This window comes from Aeromonas sp. 2692-1 (assembly GCF_013085505.1).
In the GTDB taxonomy this organism is placed as follows: domain Bacteria; phylum Pseudomonadota; class Gammaproteobacteria; order Enterobacterales; family Aeromonadaceae; genus Aeromonas; species Aeromonas hydrophila.
This window is the reverse complement of the sequence record NZ_CP038513.1, coordinates 618,259-638,893: the sequence shown is the minus strand read 5'-3', so window position 1 is coordinate 638,893 and position 20,635 is coordinate 618,259. Positions and strand designations below refer to the sequence as shown.

General features: G+C 59.3%; 19 protein-coding genes and 1 tRNA gene. 10 read left to right on the top strand and 10 right to left on the bottom strand.

What is annotated here, in order from left to right; all coding sequences use genetic code 11:
- Window positions 1-18 precede the first annotated feature (18 nt).
- From mglA to E5E97_RS03235, 3 genes are read left to right on the top strand one after another with little or no spacing between them, the layout of a single operon-like run.
- Window positions 19-1,539 (top strand): galactose/methyl galactoside ABC transporter ATP-binding protein MglA, encoded by a 1,521-nt coding sequence (gene mglA, locus E5E97_RS03245; protein ID WP_118880180.1) that lies wholly within the window; start codon window positions 19-21, stop codon window positions 1,537-1,539.
- Between the two features lie 16 nt (window positions 1,540-1,555).
- Window positions 1,556-2,566, top strand: a complete 1,011-nt coding sequence (mglC, locus tag E5E97_RS03240; protein ID WP_011707760.1) for a galactose/methyl galactoside ABC transporter permease MglC — start codon at window positions 1,556-1,558, stop codon at window positions 2,564-2,566.
- 51 nt (window positions 2,567-2,617) lie between these two features.
- Entirely contained in the window at window positions 2,618-4,351 is a 1,734-nt protein-coding gene (locus E5E97_RS03235) for a methyl-accepting chemotaxis protein (protein WP_171279860.1), read from the top strand.
- 598 nt (window positions 4,352-4,949) lie between these two features.
- Here E5E97_RS03235 and E5E97_RS03230 read toward each other — a convergent pair.
- The 3 genes from E5E97_RS03230 to E5E97_RS03220 form a co-directional block, all read right to left on the bottom strand.
- Window positions 4,950-5,318 (bottom strand): hypothetical protein, encoded by a 369-nt coding sequence (locus E5E97_RS03230; RefSeq protein ID WP_017409768.1) that lies wholly within the window; start codon window positions 5,316-5,318, stop codon window positions 4,950-4,952.
- 1 nt (window position 5,319) lies between these two features.
- Complete coding sequence (locus E5E97_RS03225; protein ID WP_011707757.1) at window positions 5,320-5,967, bottom strand: AAA family ATPase; 648 nt, start codon at window positions 5,965-5,967, stop codon at window positions 5,320-5,322.
- A 100-nt stretch (window positions 5,968-6,067) separates the two neighbouring features.
- Entirely contained in the window at window positions 6,068-6,244 is a 177-nt protein-coding gene (locus tag E5E97_RS03220; RefSeq protein ID WP_017409769.1) for a hypothetical protein, read from the bottom strand.
- Window positions 6,245-6,989: 745 nt separating this feature from the next.
- On the opposite strand from E5E97_RS03220, the gene arcA reads away from it, so the two are divergent.
- The 4 genes from arcA (at window position 6,990) to E5E97_RS03200 (ending at window position 11,833) form a co-directional block, all read left to right on the top strand.
- Window positions 6,990-8,210, top strand: a complete 1,221-nt coding sequence (gene arcA / locus E5E97_RS03215) for an arginine deiminase (protein WP_011707755.1) — start codon at window positions 6,990-6,992, stop codon at window positions 8,208-8,210.
- Window positions 8,211-8,273: 63 nt separating this feature from the next.
- Complete coding sequence (arcC, locus tag E5E97_RS03210; RefSeq protein ID WP_011707754.1) at window positions 8,274-9,200, top strand: carbamate kinase; 927 nt, start codon at window positions 8,274-8,276, stop codon at window positions 9,198-9,200.
- Between the two features lie 101 nt (window positions 9,201-9,301).
- On the top strand, window positions 9,302-10,306 hold the full coding sequence (gene argF / locus E5E97_RS03205; RefSeq protein ID WP_017409770.1) for an ornithine carbamoyltransferase: 1,005 nt from the start codon (window positions 9,302-9,304) through the stop codon (window positions 10,304-10,306).
- Window positions 10,307-10,429: 123 nt separating this feature from the next.
- A complete protein-coding gene (locus tag E5E97_RS03200) occupies window positions 10,430-11,833 on the top strand; it encodes a YfcC family protein (protein WP_011707752.1) in 1,404 nt (467 codons plus the stop codon).
- A 178-nt stretch (window positions 11,834-12,011) separates the two neighbouring features.
- On the opposite strand, the gene E5E97_RS03195 is transcribed toward E5E97_RS03200, so the two are convergent.
- The 5 genes from E5E97_RS03195 to E5E97_RS03175 form a co-directional block, all read right to left on the bottom strand.
- Window positions 12,012-12,503 (bottom strand): arginine repressor, encoded by a 492-nt coding sequence (locus tag E5E97_RS03195; RefSeq protein WP_162901775.1) that lies wholly within the window; start codon window positions 12,501-12,503, stop codon window positions 12,012-12,014.
- A gap of 217 nt (window positions 12,504-12,720) precedes the next feature.
- A complete protein-coding gene (gene pyrI / locus E5E97_RS03190; RefSeq protein ID WP_011707750.1) occupies window positions 12,721-13,185 on the bottom strand; it encodes an aspartate carbamoyltransferase regulatory subunit in 465 nt (154 codons plus the stop codon).
- 16 nt (window positions 13,186-13,201) lie between these two features.
- Window positions 13,202-14,122, bottom strand: a complete 921-nt coding sequence (gene pyrB / locus E5E97_RS03185; RefSeq protein WP_016352301.1) for an aspartate carbamoyltransferase — start codon at window positions 14,120-14,122, stop codon at window positions 13,202-13,204.
- Entirely contained in the window at window positions 14,103-14,297 is a 195-nt protein-coding gene (locus tag E5E97_RS03180) for a hypothetical protein (protein ID WP_123785055.1), read from the bottom strand. The genes pyrB and E5E97_RS03180 overlap by 20 nt, the downstream gene beginning before the upstream one ends.
- Before the next feature lie 99 nt (window positions 14,298-14,396).
- Window positions 14,397-14,939, bottom strand: a complete 543-nt coding sequence (locus tag E5E97_RS03175; RefSeq protein ID WP_118880184.1) for a hypothetical protein — start codon at window positions 14,937-14,939, stop codon at window positions 14,397-14,399.
- A 208-nt stretch (window positions 14,940-15,147) separates the two neighbouring features.
- Here E5E97_RS03175 and E5E97_RS03170 point away from each other — a divergent pair.
- From E5E97_RS03170 to E5E97_RS03160, 3 genes are all read left to right on the top strand, one after another.
- A tRNA-Trp gene (locus tag E5E97_RS03170) sits at window positions 15,148-15,224 on the top strand.
- Between the two features lie 292 nt (window positions 15,225-15,516).
- Window positions 15,517-16,887: a phosphatidylserine decarboxylase family protein gene (locus E5E97_RS03165; protein WP_118880185.1), complete on the top strand. Its 1,371-nt coding sequence runs from the start codon at window positions 15,517-15,519 to the stop codon at window positions 16,885-16,887.
- 250 nt (window positions 16,888-17,137) lie between these two features.
- Window positions 17,138-19,030, top strand: coding sequence for a methyl-accepting chemotaxis protein (locus E5E97_RS03160; protein WP_024945177.1), 1,893 nt, complete (start codon window positions 17,138-17,140; stop codon window positions 19,028-19,030).
- Between the two features lie 65 nt (window positions 19,031-19,095).
- Here the strand turns inward: E5E97_RS03160 and E5E97_RS03155 are convergent, their stop codons facing one another.
- Together E5E97_RS03155 and E5E97_RS03150 are read right to left on the bottom strand one after the other, a co-directional pair.
- A complete protein-coding gene (locus tag E5E97_RS03155; RefSeq protein WP_118880186.1) occupies window positions 19,096-19,608 on the bottom strand; it encodes a lipocalin family protein in 513 nt (170 codons plus the stop codon).
- A 17-nt stretch (window positions 19,609-19,625) separates the two neighbouring features.
- On the bottom strand, window positions 19,626-20,528 hold the full coding sequence (locus E5E97_RS03150) for an AraC family transcriptional regulator (protein WP_010635812.1): 903 nt from the start codon (window positions 20,526-20,528) through the stop codon (window positions 19,626-19,628).
- Window positions 20,529-20,635 lie beyond the last annotated feature (107 nt).

Genomic DNA, 20,635 nt, shown 5'->3' with positions numbered 1-20,635 from the left:
CAGTTTCAACCAGATGTGATGGCTGATATGACAACACAGCAACAATCAGAATGGCTGTTGGAGATGATTGACGTCAGTAAAAGCTTTCCCGGCGTCAAGGCACTCGATAATGTCAATTTACGGGTCCGTCCTCATTCTGTGCATGCGTTGATGGGCGAGAACGGGGCAGGAAAATCCACGTTGCTCAAGTGCCTGTTCGGCATTTACGAGAAGGATCAGGGCAAGATCTTCTTCAAGGGGCAGGAGATCAACTTCACCTCCTCCAAAGAGGCGCTGGAGAATGGCGTCTCCATGGTGCATCAGGAGCTGAACCTGGTGCTGCAACGCTCGGTGATGGACAACATGTGGCTCGGTCGCTATCCCACCAAGGGGCTGTTCGTCGACCACGGCAAGATGTATCAGGACACCAAGCATATCTTCGACGAGCTGGACATCGACATCGACCCAAGGGTCAAGGTCGGCACCCTCTCCGTCTCCCAGATGCAGATGATCGAGATCGCCAAGGCGTTCTCCTATGACGCCAAGATCGTCATCATGGACGAGCCCACCTCCTCGCTGACCGAGAAAGAGGTGAGCCATCTCTTCAAGATCATCAACAAGCTCAAGGAGAAGGGCTGCGGCATCGTCTACATCTCCCACAAGATGGAAGAGATCTTCCAGCTGTGTGACGAGATCACCATATTGCGGGATGGCCAGTGGGTGGCAACCCAGCCGCTCAAGGGCATGACCATGGATCAGATCATCGGCATGATGGTCGGCCGTGAGTTGACCCAGCGCTTCCCGGAGAAGACCAACCAGCCGAAAGAGGTGATCCTCGAAGTCGAGCACCTGACGGCGAAGAACCAACCCTCCATTCAGGACATCAGCTTCAACCTGCACAAGGGGGAGATCCTCGGCATCGCCGGACTGGTGGGGGCCAAGCGTACCGACATCGTCGAGACACTGTTCGGCATCCGTGATCGCAGTGAAGGTGTCATCAAGCTGCACGGTCAGCCGGTGGCGAACCACAATGCCCACGAGGCAATCCGCAACGGCTTTGCACTGGTGACCGAGGAGCGGCGCTCCACCGGCATCTATTCGCGTCTCGACATCGCCTTCAACTCCCTGATCGCCAACATGGACAACTACAAGGGTTCCATGGGGCTGCTCAGCGACAACAAGATGAAGAGCGATACCCAGTGGGTCATCGACTCCATGCGGGTCAAGACACCGACCCAGCAGACCCAGATCGGTTCCCTCTCGGGGGGCAACCAGCAGAAGGTGATCATCGGCCGCTGGCTGCTGACCCAGCCGGAGATCCTGATGCTGGATGAACCGACTCGCGGCATCGACGTGGGGGCCAAGTTCGAGATTTACCAGCTCATCCTGGAGCTGGCGAAGAAGGACAAGGGCATCATCATCATCTCGTCGGAAATGCCCGAACTGCTCGGCATCACGGATCGCATCATGGTCATGAGCAATGGCCGGGTCGCCGGGATCGTCAATACCAAAGAAACTGACCAGAGCGAGATACTGCGCCTGGCATCTCTGTACCTCTAGAGACAGGAAGACATTTATGGAGTCGGCTAAAAATTTCAATCTGATGCGGGCGCTCAAGGAGAACGGCATCTATGTGGTGCTGCTGGTGCTGCTCATGATCATCGTGATCAAGGAACCCTCCTTCCTGAGTCTCACCAACTTCAGCAACATCCTGACCCAGTCTTCGGTACGGGTCATCATAGCGCTGGGGGTGGCAGGCATCATCATCACCCAGGGGACGGATCTGTCGGCCGGTCGTCAGGTCGGCCTGGCGGCGCTCATTGCGGCGACCATGCTGCAGGCGCTGACCAACGTCAACAAGGTGTTTCCCAGCCTGGGCGAAGTGCCCATTCCGGCGGTGATCCTGCTGGTGTGCGTGGTGGGGGCCCTGATTGGTCTGGTCAACGGCCTTATCGTGGCTTATCTGAACGTCACCCCGTTCATTACCACCCTGGGGACTATGATCATCGTCTACGGCATCAACTCCCTCTACTTTGACTCTGTAGGGGCTTCGCCGGTGGCCGGTTTTGACCCTCGTTTCTCGAGCTTCGCGCAGGGGTTCATCAAGCTGGGTGGCTTCAAGCTATCCTATCTGACCTTCTATGCCGCCATTGCCAGCGTGTTCGTCTGGGTGCTGTGGAACAAGACCCGCTTTGGCAAGAACATCTTTGCCATCGGCGGCAACCCGGAAGCCGCCAAGGTCTCCGGCGTCAACGTGGCGGTCAACCTGGTGATGATCTATGCGCTGGCTGGGGTGTTCTACGCCTTCGGCGGCATGCTGGAAGCGGGCCGGATCGGCAGTGCCACCAACAACCTCGGCTTCATGTATGAACTGGATGCCATCGCCGCCTGCGTGGTGGGTGGGGTGTCGTTTGCCGGCGGGGTGGGCACGGTCGCCGGGGTGATCACCGGGGTACTCATCTTTACATTGATCAACTATGGTTTGACCTATATCGGGGTCAGCCCTTACTGGCAGTTCATCATCAAGGGCGGCATCATCATTCTGGCGGTGGCGTTGGACTCCATGAAGTACGCCAAGAAGAAATAACGATTGGCAGAGAGGGTTGGCAGTGCCAGCCCTCTCTTCTGGAGGGATCCCATGCCATTCAAGGTCAAGATTTACGTCTTGCTGCTGCTGGCCATTCTGGTCACCATCGGCACTGCCTGGTTCAGCGTCAATCACTTCATCAGCGCCTATATCCGTACTCAGGCCACCCAGAACATCAACGAGCAGATCACCCTGGTCAAAGAGAAGCTGGCCAGCGACATCAATCAAAAAATCCTGTTGGCGGCCAACCTCAACTTCGGGGTCACCAACGTCAAGAAGACGCTGGAAGAGACCGGCTTTCACAATATCGTCAAGGTTATTGGCGACATGGCGTTCGACGTGAGCGGGGTCATCAACGATACGGCCAAGGTCGATGCGCTGCGCAAGCTGATCCCCGCCGCCAACAACCAGATCACCGTCAGCCCGCTGCAGCAGGTGGATGGCAAGCCCGTCATCTCGATTCTGGTGCCGCGAGGGGCCGACTCTGCCTACCTTTATTACCTCGACATGAGCGAGTTCAAGAACCTGCTTGAGAAGGTGAGCGACGAGGGGCGTTACTTCTCGCTGGCCGATGGCCAGGGCAATGTGCTCTACAGCAGCAAGCCGCAGGGAGAGAACGAGGCTCGTCCCAATCCGCTGGATATCCGTGGCAGCAGCTGGACGCTGACCGGCTACATCGATCTAGACTACATCCGCACCATGACCCAGGCGCTCAACGGCCAGATCATCATGGCGTTGCTCGGGGTGGCGGTGGTGGTGATGGTGCTCGCCGTACTGGCGCTCAATCTGGCCTACCGTCCCATCCTTTCGCTGCGGGATCTGGTGCTGGAGCTCTCCCGTGGCAGCGGCGATCTGACCCGTCGGCTGGCGGTAACCAGTACCGATGATCTGGGCCAGATTTCGGCCGGCATCAACCGCTTTATCGAGCGGCTGCAGGAGATGATGAACGAGGTACGGCAGGCCAGCGGCCAGCTCAACAGCGGTATCGAGGGGCTGGCGAGCCAGACCGGGGCTGCCCAGTCCCTGCTGGCGGATCATGTGCGCGAGACCGAACAGGTGGTGACCGCCATCAACGAGATGAGCCGCACCGCGGTCTCTGTCTCTGAGAGTGCGGCCAGCACAGCCCAGCTCACCGGCCAGAGCCAGCAGCTGGCGAGCCAGTCCCGTCAGGTGGTGGATCAGGCCATGGCCAGCGTGATGGCGCTGGTGGACGAGGTGGAGGCCACTGCCCGCTCCATCGAAGCCATGCAGCAGGATGTGCAGCAGATTGGCTCCGTGCTGGGCGTGATCGGCAGCATAGCCGAGCAGACCAACCTGCTGGCCCTCAACGCCGCCATCGAGGCGGCCCGCGCCGGCGAACAGGGGCGCGGTTTTGCTGTGGTGGCCGACGAGGTGCGCTCCCTTGCCGCTCGCACCCAGCAGAGCACGGCGGAGATCCAGACCATGCTGGCCAGTCTGCAGCGGGGTACCCAGACGGTGGTGGATGCCATGAGCAACACCAAGCAGAGTTGCCAGGGCGCCGCCGAGAACACCACCCGGGTCAATGAATCGCTGGATCTGATGGCGGGAGAGGTGGTGGAGATCAACGATCTTATCAGCCATATCGCCACGGCGGCGGAACAACAGAGCGCGGTAGCCGAAGAGATCAATCGCAACATGAGTGCAATTGCCGAGGTGATCCGCCAGCTGACTCACAACGGGGAGGAGACGGTAGCCAGCTCTGCCGCGATGCAGCAGACCTACGACAGGCTGCGGGAGATTGTGGGCCACTTCCGGCTCGAGTAGATGCCGGAGGCTGGCCATCGAAGAAAAATAGCCAAAAAAGATGGGGGCGACTTGCGTCGCCCCCGATAGTCTTATCGCTCATGTCCTTGAACGAAGTTGCTCCCTGCAATCCCTGACTATACCTCTTCCTTTAGGTTTCCCCTTCCCAATCCTTTGGGGTGTCCTTTAGCCATCATGGCCTGACGAGTCATCCATTCCCGTCGCACTTTCTCCGTCCTGGGAGGTGTCCTTTACCACATCCTGTGGTGAGTCCATTTGCCCAACCCTGGCAGCCAGTCTTCCTGACCGACTTCATTGCGTCCGTGCAGGAGTAACTATAAGGATTTCACGGGGCACGACAACGGTAGATTGAAAAACGTTTTTACGCATCTCGTTACGAAGGAAACTTGTTTCGATATATTTCATTTTAAATCAGTGGTTTGGTTTATTTGTGTTCAGGTTTTTTGATCCTATCTTCCGACTATCGCGAGGGCTTTTTCGGTGCTTTGCTCACGAAGTGAATGGCGAATGTCTCACACGCCGTTTAACCGGGGTTCAGAAAGGGATAAGGGGAGCAGAGCGCGGGGACTGGGGGCGAATCAGTGTCACGACTGTCGTGTCAGTTGTGTTCCTGTAGCCGTTCATAGATGGTTTGGCGCTCTTCCGGGCTCAAGGAGGAGAAGTAATGGGTAAACAGACGCAGCAACAGGGATTTGTTCATGCCGTCCTGCTGGGTCAGGCTGCCAAGTTCATCGATGGCCGTGGTACTCAGGGAAAAGGTCGCTTTTTTGTAGCTGGGTTTCAGGTGCTCACCATTCTCGATGAAGGCGAGTGCTGTGAGGGCTTCCTCCCGATGCAGAGTCAGCTCCAGGCTGACAACCTTGGGTTTGCCCTTGGCGTAGAAGTCAGCATCTTCGATGAACTCGTCAATAGTGAACTTCTTCTGATGATGCAGATTGTGTTTCTTCTTCAGGTCGGCAAGGCCCATCTCACACCCCCAGCTCCAGAAACTCCTTGGCGATGGCCCGGATCTCTTCGGCCGATTTGCCATCCGGTTCTATTTCCATCACCGACAACCCCTTCTCCTCGCTGTCGTCGTAGACATTGCGGCCATAGGTAATGGAGTTGAGTACGTCGACACCGAAGGAAGAGCACACCTCCTTGGCCTCCAGGATCCGTTTCACCTGATTGGGGAGGGCAGGGCACTGGGTCAGCACCACGGCTGCCCGCAGGCTGGGGTTGACCATCTTGCAGGTGGTGATGAGGTCTTCCATGTGCGGCAAGGTCTTGAGGTCGCGGCGTTTGGGGCGCAGCGGGATCAGGGCGTGGGTGGCAACCGCCATGGTGGAACGCAGAGCCCGGTTGTCCTGGCCGCCGCAATCGACGATGAGATAGTCATAGCGGTTCTTCAGGCTGAGCAGGTCGTTGCGGATGTTGCCGTAGAGCTGAACACAATTTATCTGGGGCAGGTCCGGATTGTCATTGCGCTCCTGGATCCAGTCCGAGGTGGTGCGCTGTGGATCGCAATCGACCAGCAACACCTCGCCATGAAACTGGGTCCTGAGGTAAACCGCCAGATTCTGGGCCAGGCAACTCTTGCCGCTCCCCCCTTTTTCGCCACCGACCAGCAGGATCATGACCGTCTCCTATCCCTATGAAAAACAGCTGCATTGAGTATAGGAGGGGGTTGGGCCATGACAAGCCAAGAGGAGGTGGCCTCCTCTTGGGCTCTCACTCTCAGTAGTGCTGGCTGCCGCCATACCATTGACATACATAGGCCGGTACCAGCATCTGGGGAGCCTTATCGACCTGGCATACCACCAGCGGCATGGCCGGCGCCCCTTCTGCACTGACCAGTGCAGGGGTCATGGGCAGCAGCAGGCTTGCAAACAACAGCAGTGATTTGATCTTCATGGTTAGCTCCTTGGTGATAAAACGGGTGTGATCCTGATCACTTTCTGAGTTAAGCCGAGGTGGTTGGTGACGCAAGGTGCTGAAATAAATTCAACTAATGAAAAAAGTTTGAAAAGAGCCGATGGCAGGCGTCCTGAAAAATGAGCGGCCAAGATGCGGACTGGGTGCATATCCATATAAATGATGAGCCGGCAGGTGCGCCGCAGCGGGCCTGCGCGAGCGGGTTGGACGAGATGCCATGATCTGGGACAACAAACAGATTATTCAGTGAGCAGGCAGGCAATGACTATTTATTTCCCCGTATCACCGCTTTGAAATCTCATAAAATTCAATTTTTTGCATATTAAATTCAATGAATGTTGATTTTGTTTTTATCTCTTTGAAATTTAAGGTTTTTTGTTTTTATATATATCCCTTAGTAGATATGGCGGATGAATGAAACAAGAAGAAATATGAAAAATATACGATGAAAAGTGCGTATTTAAACGAAGGTGATGAATGGGAGATTGTCAGTTCTGTTATCCCTATCAAAGAATAAACCGTGATTTTATTCAGTTATAAGTGAATGTGATCAATGTCTAAGTTTGGCGTGATTGGCAGGTCTAACCTCGGTCTCGAAAGGCAAGGGCAGGATAGAACACAAGCCGATTACCCTACATAAAGAATATCCCGCCTTAGCCACGAGCATGAATAGAAGGAATCTATTCAATCACTCGCAGGGACCACTGCTAGACGGAATATAATCATGAGCAAATTTTATGTAGGTTCTGAAGTTGGCCAATTGCGCCGTGTCATGTTGCACCGCCCCAACCTCAGTCTGAAGCGTCTGACTCCTTCCAACTGCCAGGATCTGCTGTTCGATGACGTCCTGTCGGTGGAACGTGCCGGTCAGGAGCACGACAAATTCGCTCAGGTACTGCGCGATCAGAATGTCGAAGTTTTCCTGCTGACCAATCTGCTGGCCGAAACCCTGGACGTGCCGGAAGCCAAAACCTGGCTGCTGCAACATCAGGTCTCCGACTATCGCCTCGGCACCTCCTTTGCCAACGACGTGCGCTGCTTCCTGGCAGACATGCCGCACCGTGAACTGGCCCGCATTCTCTCCGGCGGCCTGACCTACTCCGAGATGCCCTACAGCGGCGTCAACATGGTCGTCGGCATGCACGCCCCAACCGACTTCATCATCGAGCCGCTGCCCAACCACCTCTTTACCCGTGACACCTCCTGCTGGGTCTATGGTGGCGTTTCCATCAACCCCATGGCCAAGGCCGCCCGTCGTCGCGAGACCAACCACGTGAAGGCCATCTACCGCTGGCACCCGCAGTTCGCCGGTCAGGACTTCATCAAATACTTCGGTGATGAAGATCGCGACTACGACAACTCCACCATCGAGGGTGGTGACGTGCTGGTCATCGGCCGCGGTTCCGTGCTCATCGGCATGTCCGAGCGCACCACACCGCAAGGGGTCGAGCATCTGGCTCGCGGCCTGTTCAAACACGGCCAGGCCAAACAGGTCATCGCCATGCAATTGCCGAAACACCGCAGCTGCATGCACCTCGATACCGTCATGACCCACATGGACATAGACACCTTCTCCGTCTATCCGGAAGTCATCCGTAAGGATGTGAACTGCTGGAGCCTGACTCCGGGCGGCGCCACCGGCATGAACATCAAGGAAGAGGGTTACTTCGTCACCGCCATCGAGAAGGCACTGGGTGTCGATCAGCTCAAGCTCATCACCACAGGTGGTGACACCTTCGAGGCCGAGCGCGAGCAGTGGAACGATGCCAACAACGTACTGACCGTACGCCCCGGCGTGGTGGTGGGTTACGAGCGCAATACCTACACCAACGAGAAGTACGACAAGGCAGGCATCACAGTGCTGCCCATCCCGGGTGAAGAGCTGGGACGTGGTCGCGGCGGCGCCCGCTGCATGAGCTGCCCGATGGAACGCGACGGCATCTAACAAGACGGCGTGGCGCCGGCAAGAGGCCGGCGCCACAGATACCAAGACTCGAGAGTAACACTCATGAAAAAACCAACTGTCGTCGTCGCCCTGGGTGGCAATGCTCTGCTCCGTCGTGGCGAGCCGCTCGAAGCTGACATCCAGCGCAAGAACATCGCTACTGCGGCCAAAACCATCGCCCTGATCGCTCAGGAGTACAACGTGGTGCTGGTGCATGGCAACGGCCCGCAAGTCGGCCTGCTGGCCTTGCAAAACAGTGCCTACACCAAGGTATCCCCCTATCCGCTGGATGTGCTGGGTGCCGAGTCTCAGGGCATGATCGGCTACATGCTGATCCAGGAGCTGAAGAACCTGATGCCGAGCCGCAACGTCACCGCGTTGCTGACCCAGGTGCAGGTCGATCCCAAGGATCCGGCGTTTGCCAATCCGACCAAATTTATCGGCCCCGTCTACGAAGAGGCTGAAGCCCGCACCCTGGCAGAAGAGAAGCACTGGGTGGTCAAGGCTGACGGCAAGTTCTTCCGCCGTGTAGTGCCGTCCCCGCTGCCCCAGCGCATCGTCGAAGGCGACGCCATCGAAACCCTGATCGCCCAGGGTCACCTCATCATCTGTACCGGTGGTGGTGGCATCCCGGTGACCTGGGATGGCCAGAGCCTGACCGGCATCGAAGCCGTCATCGACAAGGACATGTCAGCCGCCTATCTGGCCAAGCAGATCAAGGCCGACGCCCTGCTGATCCTGACCGATGCCGATGCCGTCTATCTGGACTGGGGCAAACCGACTCAGCGTCCGCTGCGGATCACCAGCCCGGACGAGCTGGCTGGGGTCAAGTTCGATGCTGGCTCCATGGGGCCGAAAGTCGAAGCCTCCTGTGAATTTGTCAAAGCGACCGGCGGCATGGTCGGCATCGGTTCGCTGGAAGATGGCCTGGCCATCCTCAAGGGCGAAGCCGGTACCAATATCGTCGCCACCCGTACCGTGAATGCGTAATTGAAACTCGGCCCTCTGGGGTCTGCACAAATCTGTACTGAAGAATGCGTAGTCAACACTACTGCCTAAATTGGTCTGAACAAATATAGAGAGAACTCATCATGGCTTTTAATCTGCGTAACCGTAACTTCCTGAAATTGCTGGACTTCACCCCGCGCGAAATCCAATACATGATCGATCTGGCCATCGACCTGAAGAAAGCCAAATACGGTGGCTATGAGCGTAAACACCTGACCGGCAAAAACATTGCCCTGATCTTCGAGAAGACCTCCACCCGTACCCGTTGTGCGTTTGAAGTGGCGGCCTTCGACCAGGGCGCGCAAGTCTCCTACCTCGGCCCAAGCGGTTCCCAGATCGGTCACAAGGAGTCCATGAAGGACACCGCCCGGGTACTGGGTCGCATGTATGACGGCATCGAATACCGTGGCTACGGTCAGGAGATCGTGGAAGAGCTGGGTGCCTATGCCGGTGTACCGGTCTGGAACGGCCTGACCAACGAATTCCACCCGACCCAGATCCTGGCCGACTTCATGACCATGCTGGAGCACGGCAAGGGCAAGCGTCTGGATCAAATCAAGTTCGCCTACCTGGGTGATGCCCGCAACAACATGGGCAACTCCCTGATGGTCGGCGCCGCCAAAATGGGCATGGACATCCGCCTGGTTGCGCCGAAAGCCTTCTGGCCGGAAGAAGAGTTGGTTGCCAAGTGCCGCCTGATCGCCGAAGAAACCGGCGCACGCATCACCCTGACCGAAGACGTCAAAGAGGGTGTGCTGGGTACCGACTTCCTCTACACCGACGTCTGGGTTTCCATGGGTGAAGCGAAAGAAGCCTGGGATCAGCGCGTCAAACTGATGACCCCGTATCAGGTCAACATGGATGTCATCAACGCCACCAAGAACCCGGATGTGAAGTTCATGCACTGCCTGCCGGCGTTCCACAACGATGAGACCACCATGGGCAAGGAAGTGGCTGACAAATATGGCATGAAAGGCCTGGAAGTAACCGAGGACGTGTTCGAATCCGAGCACAGCATCGTGTTCGACGAGGCCGAAAACCGGATGCACACCATCAAGGCAGTGATGGTTGCTACGCTGGGCGACTAAGGTCGCAGTAGTGGTGCCGGGGGGTGACCCCCGGCTTTTCGACCATGTGACAGCGGCATAATACCTCTAACCCTACGACCCGCAGCCTGCATGGATACCACACCCACAGAAGGAAGCTGGACCATGACCAAATTCAAGTTCCCGTCAGCCTACACGATACTGTTCGTGCTGATCGCCCTGGTGGCCGCCCTGAGCTGGATAGTGCCGGCCGGCAAATATGAAATGACCATGAACGAAGCCCTCGGCAAGGAAGTGCCGGTGGCGGGTACCTACAAACTGGTGGAGGGCAATCCCCAGGGGATCGTCGACGTGCTGCTGGCACCTATCGACGGTCTTTATAACCATGACACCTATCAGGCAGGCGCCATCGACGTCTCCCTGTTCATCCTGATCATCGGTGGTTTTCTTGGCATTGTGACCAAGACCGGTGCCATCGATGCCGGTATCGAGCGTGTAACCGACCGTCTGCGCGGCCGGGAAGAGTGGATGATCCCGATCCTGATGGCGCTGTTCGCTGCGGGCGGTACCATCTACGGCATGGCGGAAGAGTCGCTGCCGTTCTACACCCTGCTGGTGCCGGTGATGATGGCCGCTCGCTTTGACCCGGTCGTGGCTGCCGCAACCGTGTTGCTGGGGGCCGGTATCGGTACCCTGGGCTCTACCATCAACCCGTTCGCCACCGTGATTGCCGCCAACGCAGCCGGTATCTCCTTCACCGACGGCATCTGGTTGCGCGTTGCCATGCTGGTTGCCGGCTGGCTGCTGTGCGTGGCCTATGTGATGCGTTACGCCAAGATGGTGCGCAACGACCCGAGCAAATCCCTGGTGGCTGACAAGTGGGAAGAGAACCGTGCCCACTTCCTCGGCAACAAGAGTGACCAGATGCTGGAGTTCACCCTGACCCGTAAAATCGTGCTGGGTATCTTCGTCGCCGCCTTCGCAGTGATGATCTACGGGGTGGCCGTGCTGGGCTGGTGGATGGCGCAGATCTCCGGCGTGTTCCTGGCTGCCGCCATCATCGTCGGTGTCATCTCCCGCATGAGTGAAGAGGAGCTGACCTCCAACTTCATCGACGGTGCCCGCGACCTGCTCGGCGTTGCCCTCATCATCGGTATTGCCCGCGGTATCGTGGTGGTGATGGACAACGGCATGATCACTCACACCATCTTGCACAGCGCAGAAGGGATCGTGACCGGCCTCTCCACCGTGGTGTTCATCAACGTGATGTTCGTGCTGGAAGTGGTGCTCTCCTTCCTGGTGCCGTCCTCCTCCGGTCTGGCCGTGCTGACCATGCCGATCATGGCGCCGCTGGCCGACTTCGCCAACGTGGGTCGCGAGCTGGTGGTCACCGCCTATCAGTCCGCTTCCGGCTTGGTGAACCTGGTGACCCCGACCTCCGCCGTGGTCATGGGTGGCCTGGCGATTGCCAAGGTGCCCTATGTACGCTGGCTGAAATGGGTGGCGCCGCTGCTCGGCCTGCTGACCGTGCTGATCGTGGTCTGCCTGAGCCTGGGTGCAGTGCTCTGATCCACAACGAAGAGAAAGCTGAAAACGGGAGCCAGTGGCTCCCGTTTTTTTATGGCTGACTTATGACGACTCAAGTAGTGGGGAGGGGAGAACGGATGAGGATGAACAGTTTTGGCGAAGATCAGCGGCAACAAAAAGGCGACCTTCTGGTCGCCTCGATCTCTTCGTGGGAGAGGGCTTAGCGGGCTTGGGCCAGAGTGCGCACCACGGCGGCGTGGGCCTGACGGGTGCGGCTGATGTGGCGCGGGGCGACCAGCACCACGTCGTTGCCGGCGACGGCGCCCATGATCTCGGGATTGGCGTTGCGATCCAGCAGGCGGGCCACCACGGTGGCGGCGCCAGGGGTGGTGTGGATCAGCACCATCTGCTGGTTGTGCACCACTTCGCGCACCATGTCGTGGATGGAGCGGGTACTGCCGGCGGGCTCCAGCTGCTCGTCCACCAGGGTGTAGACCTTCTTGCCGTTGGCATTCTGGGCCTTGGCCACGCCGAGCCGGCGCAGCAGACGGGAGATGGTGGACTGGCTGATGTCGGCGAAACCGCGCTCCGACAGCTCGCGCCGGATCTCCTCCTGGGTGCTGTAGCAGTGCTGGCCGATGATCTGGCGACAGGCATCCAGCTGGGCCAGATCGTGCTCTTGTTCCACGGGACGACTGCGGGTTTTGACCACGGCGAATTCCTTTGATGATGACCGACGGTAAACGCTCGATATCTGCCGCATTCGCTGAATATCAGCAAAAAATACTGGCAATCAATGCACTGGCAGGAAATGAGCGGGAATAGCTCTGTTTGGATGGCAAATTATAACCAACTGGTTATTTGGTGATGTGACAGGGGTCAAAAATGGGCCCCTTGGGGCCCACCTGGATATCTTTTGAGTCTGGCTATCAGTAGCGTTCGCTGACGATGTCCTGGGTGAAGGACTTCTCGCAGTATTTGCACTTCATCCGCACCACGCCTTTCACCTCACGCACCCGGAAGTAGCTGTCCACCGGCTCGTTGTGGGAGATGCAGTTGGAGTTGGGGCAGTGGAATACCCCGGCGATGAACTCCGGCAGCTCCAGCTGGTGTTTCTTCACCACGGCGAAGTCTTCGATGATGTTGACGGTCGCCTTGGGGGCGAACAGCGCCAGCTGGTTGGCCTGCTGTTCGGTCAGGCGGGTGTTCTCGATCTTGATGAGATCCTTCTTGCCCAGCGCGCCGGATTTCAGGTTGAAACCGACGGTGATGCGCTCCTGGGTCTCGATCAGCTGGAACAGCTTGAGGATCTTGATGCCCTGGCCGGCGGGGACGTGGTCGATGACGGAGCCGTGACGGATGGCTTCGACTTGCAGTTGGTTCTTCTCGGACATGATATACCCCTTTCCCTTAGACGGTTTCGTTCAGTACCAGAGCCAGCAGCGCCTGGCGTGCATAAACCCCGTTCTCCGCCTGCTGGAAGTAGTAGGCGTGGGGAGTCTTGTCGACCGCGACGTCGATCTCGTCGACGCGGGGCAGGGGGTGCAGGATCTTCATGGTGGGCTTGGCGCCTTCCAGGGTGGCCACTTCCAGCACGAACTTGGCGGCCATGTGCTTGTATTCGGTCTCGTCGAAGCGCTCTTTCTGAACCCGGGTCATGTAGAGGATGTCGAGCTCCGGCATCACCTCTTCCATGGTCTCGTGCACGCTGAACTGGATGCCTTTCTCTTCCAGCTCCTCGCAGATGTAGTCCGGCATCGCCAGCGCTTCCGGCGAGATGAAGAAGAAGCGGCAGTTGAACAGGCTGAGGGCCTGGGCCAGCGAGTGCACGGTGCGGCCGTACTTGAGGTCACCGACGAAGGCGACGTTGAGGCCGTCCAGCTTGCCTTGCGTCTCGTGGATGGAGAAGAGGTCGAGCAGGGTCTGGGTCGGATGCTGGTTGGAACCGTCACCGCCGTTGATGACCGGTACCCGGGAGAACTCGGAAGCGAGGCGGGCGGCGCCCTCTTTCGGGTGACGCATCACTACCGCATCGGTGTAGGAGCCGATGATCTTGATGGAGTCGGCCAGGGTCTCGCCCTTCTTGGCGCTGGTGTTACCACCGTCGGCGAAGCCGATGATGTTGCCACCCAGGCGCTGGACCGCGGTCTCGAACGACAGGCGGGTACGGGTGGAGGCTTCGAAGAAGCAGCTGGCAACCAGCTTGTCTTTCAGCAAGCGGGTGTCGGGCTCGGCCTTCAACCGCTGTGCGGTTGCGACCACCAGTTCCATGTCGGGCCGGGTCAGGTCCGAAATGGAGATGACATGTTTCTTATAGAGTGGATTGGTCATCGTCTGCATTCCCTTTGACATCAATGAAGGTTTTTCGGGCACAAAAAAAAGCCCCTGAAACAGGGGCTTTTTTTAAAAACAATTGGGGATCTGTGGGTCGGGAACCGGAAACAACGGGGCCGCTCTGGTGCGCTCCACCCGTCTGCAAGGCTGTTTTTTTCAGCAAAAACTGCATCGTCCTGTCCTGACCTTTTTTCAAACCGGACAGATTATAGAGTCGCATTTTGAATTGTCAAAAATTTATTTCAAAGGCAAGATTTGCACGGAAAAACGTTTAACTGTCGTGAACTGGCCGGCAAACCCACACCTGGTGTTCGGCCTGCAATGGCTGCGCATCTTCGGCCATGCTGCGCAGATAGGCGAGTCTGTGGTGCCCCTCCAGCAGACAATAGGGTTGTGGCAGCGGGTGACCGTCCGGGTAGCTGCTGCCCACCGCCGATGCCAGCACTATGATGGGTTCGGACCAGGTACCCTGGCTCAGCATGTACTCCCCGAGCCAGGAGCGACGGACGTAACGGTTGTGCCTCAGCATCTCGCCCCAGCGTTCGACCACCTCCATATGGCGAGAGCCGGTCTGCTCGATGATCTTGGCGGTCGGCCAGCTTTCATACTCGAACTGGTGGCGGGCGAGATCGATAAAGCTCCAGTTGGATTCAAAACCGCGCCAATGGCGGTAAATCCACTGGGAGAGCACATTGTCGGGAATGAAGGGCACCAGCGGGGCGACCCGTGCCAGATAGTCCGGCAGGGCCTCGGTTTTGCTCTCATCCCGGAAGTTGAGCGGTGCAAGTTGTTGAAGTAACCGATAATTGAGCATGAGCAGCCTCCTCATTGCCTGGCCACCTCTTCACCCTACCCCCATTGCCGCTGCTTTCCTACCCAAACAAGGCTGTAAATACAGCGAGTTACCCCCTTTGGCTGCAAAAAGTGACGAGATTTGCTCGTCCTTTGTGCAATCGCACCGAAAGTGAGAAAAAAGCCTTTACCTTTGATCCCGGCTTTGTATAATTCGCCTCGTTTGTTGCAGGGGCGTAGTTCCAATTGGTAGAACAGCGGTCTCCAAAACCGATGGTTGCGGGTTCGAGTCCTGCCGCCCCTGCCATTTTTCAGAGAAGCCAGCTCATTGAGCTGGCTTTTCGCTTTTCCGGGTCTCCCGTTTTTTCCCGTCGTCCCTTGTCCCGCCTGCTGTAGCAGGGCGCTCCCTCCCGTTGTACTCGTTCATCCCGACCGCTAGTCGTTGTTGCGCCGGTTTGCCCTGTCGTTTCTGGCAATCGTCCCGCCGCGCTCCCTGTGCTACATAACAGGGTCGGTGCCCTGGCATGCCGTTGGCAGGCCGGCACTCAATGCTCAAGCCGTGGATTGTGGGCGTGAACATCAGCTGAGGAGAGCGAACCATGAACAAGGCAGTTGAAACCCGATTGAACAAGTCCCGTCCCGGTGGCTGGATCCCCCGCGATGGCGCCCATATCGAGCGCTGGATCCGGCGGATCAAGCACTACGTGACCCAGCAGCCGCGGGCGCTGGTGCCACCCATCGCCGAGCTGCGGGATCTGGTCCATGCCGACCCTGCGCTGCATGCCCAGGCCGAAGCCATGTTCAAGGAAGCCTGGCGCCACAAGCACCTGACCCCGCTCAGTCAGCCAGAGGTACGCTCGTTCGAGGAGTTCCTGGGGCTGCTCAACGGCATCATGACCACGGCGCCCGAGGCGTATCAGGACATCCCCAGCCACGAGCCATCCGGTCTCATCGGCTTTCCCATCAATGCCCTGCTCGACTGGCCCATGGCCACCCAGGCCGGCTATCACTTCTTTGCCAACGCCCTGATCAACCAGCAGTTCAAGAAGATCCTCGACTACTGGGCCCAGTTCCTGCAAAGCCCGGCTTCACGCTACGTGCTGAATGAGCCGGTCAGCCGGCTGGATCAGGAGACCCTGGTGGTGCCCTGGCTCGGCAAGGTGGCCAAGGCCGAGATGGTCAAGGTGGCGAACGAGGCGGTCGGGGAGGGGCCCAACCCTACTCCGGGCAGCTTCGAGCAGATCTTCGAGTGCGAGCCGGCGGCCGAATACCACGGGTTCAGCTGCTGGGACGACTTCTTCACCCGACGTTTTCGGGTCGGAGTGCGGCCGGTATCTGCGCCGACGGATGACTGTGTCATCGTCAACGCCTGCGAATCGGCGCCGCTGCAGGTACGCAAAGAGGTGAGCCGCAGCGATCAGTTCTGGCTCAAGGGGCAGCCCTATTCGCTGGACAACATGCTCGATTTTGACGATCTGGCACCCCGTTTCGAAGGCGGCACCGTCTACCAGGCCTTCCTCAGTGCGCTCAGCTACCACCGCTGGCACAGCCCGGTGAGCGGCACCATCCGCAAGGTGCGCATCGTCAACGGCACCTACTATCTGGAAAACCAGTTCGAAGGCTTTGCCGACCCGCAGGGGGCGGATCCCAGCGCCCCCAACAATTCCCAGCCGTTCCTCACCTCGGTGGCGACCCGGGCACTCATCTTCATCGAGGCCGACAACCCCAAAATCGGCCTGATGTGCGTGGTGCCGGTGGGGATGGCCGAGGTGTCGAGCTGCGAGATCACGGTGCAGGCGGGGGATCGGGTGCAGAAGGGGGATCCGCTCGGCATGTTCCACTTCGGCGGCTCCACCCACTGCCTGCTGTTCCGCCCCGGGGTCAGGCTGGAGTTCGACTTCCATGGCCAGACCCCCGGGCTGGATGCGACCAATATGCGGCTCAATACCGCCATTGCCCGGGTCAAGTAGCCCTGCCGGGTAGAGTATGGGAGGCCGCCTGCGGGCGGCCTTGTTGTTGTCATGGGGAGCTGCTTTTTGGCCCCCTAATGCGGGTTGTCAGCAGCATGGAATAGCGATCCAGTAATGACGAGTAGCGGGTTCTGTTGTTGATAGATGTAAAAATACTGGGATTCACTAAAGTCTGTTCAGCATGTGGCCGATAGCCTTGATTAAATAAGGGTCTCTCCCTGGCCCGTCACAACAACAAGGATCCGTAGTCATGACACTTTCGTTGCGCGGCAAGCTGCTGGCCACCAGTCTGGGGGTGGTGCTGCTGATGGCCTCACTGCTCGGCATCGTTGCCTTTCACACCCTCAAATCCCGCACCATGAGCGCCATCCAGAGCGAGGCGGTCAACTATGGTCACGCCTACTCGGTCGCCATCGGCGACTGGATGGCGGATCGCAAGAACACGGTGCATGCGCTGGTGAACCTGATCGCCGACAATCCGCAGGCCGAGTTGGTGCCGCACCTGAAGCAGGCTTACACCTCGGGTGGGTTCGGGCTCACCTACTTTGGCTCGACCCAGGGGGTGATGACCCGCCAGGACCCCTCCCTCAACACCGGCAACTATGACCCGCGCGAGCGGCCCTGGTATCAGGACGCGGTGAAGGCAGGGCAGCTCATCGTCACCGCTCCCTATGTCAGCGTCACCATGCAGAAGCTGGTGGTCACCCTCTCCGAGCCGGTGCTGCATCAGGGTGAACTGGTCGGCGCCGTGGGGGCCAACCTGGCGCTCGACAAGCTGATCGACGAGGTGCTGGCGATGCAGGTGCAGGGCGAGGGGTACGCCATGCTGCTCGACAGCAGCGGCCTCATCGTCGGCCATCCCAACAAGGAGCTGGCGCTCAAGCAGATTGGTGAGCTCTCTCCCGACCTGTCGGCGGCCACCTTCCAGCAGTGGGGCCGCGAGAACAACGAGCTGCACGCCGCCACCCTCGACGGGCGCGACGTGCTGCTGGCGGTGCAGCCGGTGGCTGGCACCGACTGGCTGCTGGCCATGGTGATGTATCGCGACGTGCTGGAGGCGCCGCTCGCCTCCCTGCTGTGGCAGCTGGTGGGGCTGACTCTGGTGCTGATGCTGGTGTTCAGCGCCCTGCTCACCGCCATGTTCAAGTATCTGTTTGCCGATCTGGGCCGGGTGGCCGGTGCGCTGCACGACATCGCTCACGGCGAGGGGGACCTCACGGTGCACATCAACACTCGCAGCAAGGATGAGGTGGGTCAGCTGGCGGAGAGCTTCAACCAGTTCGTGGCGCGGCTGCACGGCATCGTCAGCCGGCTGCGGGACGTCACCGTCGAGCTGGCGGCCCAGTCCCGTGCCCAGGCGGCAGGGGCCCAGTCCCGCAGTCAGCGGGTGCGCCAGCAGCAGGACGAGATCGTGATGGTGGCGACCGCGGTGACCGAGATGGCCTCCGCCACCCAGGAGATCGCCGGCAACGCCGAGTTTGCCGCCACCACCTCGGGCGATGCGGTCAAGCTGGCGGTCGCCGGCCAGTCGCAGGTCGGTCAGAGCCAGCGCAGCATCACGGGGCTGGCGGACGAGGTGGCCGACGCCAGCCAGATCATCGTGGAGCTGGATGCCCACGCCCAGAAGATCAGCGGCATTCTGGCCACCATCAGCGGCATCGCCGAGCAGACCAACCTGCTGGCGCTCAACGCCGCCATCGAGGCGGCCCGGGCCGGCGAGCAGGGCCGCGGCTTTGCGGTGGTGGCGGACGAGGTGCGGGTGCTGTCACGCCGCACCCACGACTCCACTGACGAGATCCAGCAGATGATCGAGACCCTGCAGCAGACCACCCGCCGGGCGGTGAGCGGCATGGAGACCAGCCGCCAGCTGGCGGGCACCAGCGTGGAGGATGCAGAGTCTGCCAACCTGAGCCTGGGGCAGATCAACGAGGCGATCGGCGCCATCAGCGACATGGCGACCCAGATTGCGGCGGCGGCCGAAGAGCAGACTTCGGTCACCAGCGAGATCAGCCGCAACACCGAAAACATCCGTCACGTCTCCCAGGAGCTGGCCGAGCAGGCCAATCAGGAGGCGGCGCAGGCGGCCGAGCTGAAGGGGTTGACCGAGCGACTGGAGCAGGAGATCGGCCGTTTCCGGCTCTGATCATCAGGCGAACGTCCATGAAAAAGGGCAGCCCGCAGGCTGCCCTTTCTTGTTTTGCGACAGGCTCAATGGGTCTGCTTGACCCAGATCAGCTGATCGGTGGCAAAACCCAGCGATGCCGCCTTGGCGACCAGCGCATCCACGTTGGCCTTGGGCGGATTGGGTGAGCGGGCGAGGATCCAGAGATAGTCGTGGTTGTAGCTGGTCACCAGCGAGAGCTGGTAATCGGGGTCCAGCTCGATGACGTTGTAGCCGCCGTAGAAGGGGCCGAAGAAGCTCACCTTGAGCCGTGCCTCGTCCGGTTTGTCGACGAAGTAGGCCTTGCCCTCGGCTTCACGCCAGCTGCCGTCACTCTGCTTGCCGCGGTTGAGTACCTTGACCCCGCCGTCGTCGCGCAGGCTGTAGGTGGCGCTCACCTGCTCCAGTCCGCGCTCGAAACTATGGTCGAGGCGGGCAATCTCGTACCAGGTGCCGAGGTAGCGGTCGAGCTGGAAGCCGGTAACGGGGCGGATGCCGTCGGCGAGGCCGGTACAGGCCGTCAGCAGACAGGCGGTGAGCAGGCAAAGCAGTGCACGCATGAACAATTCCTCTCTGGTTATCCCTCTATGATGCGCAGCTGGCCTTCCCGAAAGCGGGAGGCCTGATCCGTCGGCGTGCTGCCGAAGAAGCGCTTGTACTCCCGGCTGAACTGGGAGTTGCTCTCGTAGCCGACCCTGGTCGCCGCGGTGCCCGCCTTGATGCCGTCGTGCAGCATCATCATCCGCGCCTTGTGGAGGCGAAACGACTTGATGTACTGCAGCGGCGAGGTGGCGGTGACCGCCTTGAAGTGGTGGTGGAAGGCGGAGACGCTCATGTTCACCTCCCGCGCCAGCTCCTCCATGGTCAGGTTGTCGGCGTAACGCGACTCTATCATACGCAGCACCCGGGCAATCTGGCCCACATGGTTGTGGCGATTGGCGAGCGCCTGCAGCGCCGGGCCACCCCCTTCGTGCAGGGCGTAGAACAGCATCTCCCGCACCGTCTGCGGCCCCAGTACCCGGGCGTGGTGGGGCTTGTCCATCAGATCGATCAGCCGCTCGGCAGCGCAGAACATGGCCTCCGACAGCGGCACCGAGTGCACGCCGCTCTTTTGCGGGGCGGGGGCGGGCAGGGCATCCCCCAGCTCCAGCAGCAACTCCTGCAGGGTCACCAGGTTGATCTCGAGGGAGAAGCCGATGAGGGGTTGCTCAGGGGAGGCGAAGCACTCGCACTCGCAGGGCAGCGGCAGGGTCATCAGCAGGTAGTGGTTGGGGTCGTAGCGAAACACCTGGTCCGCCAGATAGCCCACCTTGTGCCCCTGCAGGATCACGATCATCCGCGGCTGATAGAGCACCGGGGTGCGGCCGTGGTATTCGGTGGTGTAGATGAGGCTCACTTGATCCACCGGGGAGGGGGTGATGCCGGGGGCGGTGACGTGGCGGGCCAGCTTGGCGGCGAGATCGGTGTAGCGGGTCTGCATGGGATACTCTTGGGTTCTGTTTTGGCTGCTTTGTAGGAATAGGCAAAAATAAAGCAGGATGTTGCCTTGATGGTATTGGTTGTCTGGAGAAAAATGCAATCACATTT

Excerpts from the sequence above, each read along its gene's own strand:
- mglA (WP_118880180.1), top strand. The coding sequence starts at position 19 with ATGGCTGATATGACAACACAGCAACAATCAGAATGGCTGTTGGAGATG.
- mglC (WP_011707760.1), top strand. The coding sequence starts at position 1,556 with ATGGAGTCGGCTAAAAATTTCAATCTGATGCGGGCGCTCAAGGAGAAC.
- E5E97_RS03235 (WP_171279860.1), top strand. The coding sequence starts at position 2,618 with ATGCCATTCAAGGTCAAGATTTACGTCTTGCTGCTGCTGGCCATTCTG.
- E5E97_RS03230 (WP_017409768.1), bottom strand. The coding sequence starts at position 5,318 with ATGGGCCTTGCCGACCTGAAGAAGAAACACAATCTGCATCATCAGAAG.
- E5E97_RS03225 (WP_011707757.1), bottom strand. The coding sequence starts at position 5,967 with ATGATCCTGCTGGTCGGTGGCGAAAAAGGGGGGAGCGGCAAGAGTTGC.
- E5E97_RS03220 (WP_017409769.1), bottom strand. The coding sequence starts at position 6,244 with ATGAAGATCAAATCACTGCTGTTGTTTGCAAGCCTGCTGCTGCCCATG.
- arcA (WP_011707755.1), top strand. The coding sequence starts at position 6,990 with ATGAGCAAATTTTATGTAGGTTCTGAAGTTGGCCAATTGCGCCGTGTC.
- arcC (WP_011707754.1), top strand. The coding sequence starts at position 8,274 with ATGAAAAAACCAACTGTCGTCGTCGCCCTGGGTGGCAATGCTCTGCTC.
- argF (WP_017409770.1), top strand. The coding sequence starts at position 9,302 with ATGGCTTTTAATCTGCGTAACCGTAACTTCCTGAAATTGCTGGACTTC.
- E5E97_RS03200 (WP_011707752.1), top strand. The coding sequence starts at position 10,430 with ATGACCAAATTCAAGTTCCCGTCAGCCTACACGATACTGTTCGTGCTG.
- pyrI (WP_011707750.1), bottom strand. The coding sequence starts at position 13,185 with ATGTCCGAGAAGAACCAACTGCAAGTCGAAGCCATCCGTCACGGCTCC.
- pyrB (WP_016352301.1), bottom strand. The coding sequence starts at position 14,122 with ATGACCAATCCACTCTATAAGAAACATGTCATCTCCATTTCGGACCTG.
- E5E97_RS03180 (WP_123785055.1), bottom strand. The coding sequence starts at position 14,297 with ATGCAGTTTTTGCTGAAAAAAACAGCCTTGCAGACGGGTGGAGCGCAC.
- E5E97_RS03175 (WP_118880184.1), bottom strand. The coding sequence starts at position 14,939 with ATGCTCAATTATCGGTTACTTCAACAACTTGCACCGCTCAACTTCCGG.
- E5E97_RS03165 (WP_118880185.1), top strand. The coding sequence starts at position 15,517 with ATGAACAAGGCAGTTGAAACCCGATTGAACAAGTCCCGTCCCGGTGGC.
- E5E97_RS03160 (WP_024945177.1), top strand. The coding sequence starts at position 17,138 with ATGACACTTTCGTTGCGCGGCAAGCTGCTGGCCACCAGTCTGGGGGTG.
- E5E97_RS03155 (WP_118880186.1), bottom strand. The coding sequence starts at position 19,608 with ATGCGTGCACTGCTTTGCCTGCTCACCGCCTGTCTGCTGACGGCCTGT.
- E5E97_RS03150 (WP_010635812.1), bottom strand. The coding sequence starts at position 20,528 with ATGCAGACCCGCTACACCGATCTCGCCGCCAAGCTGGCCCGCCACGTC.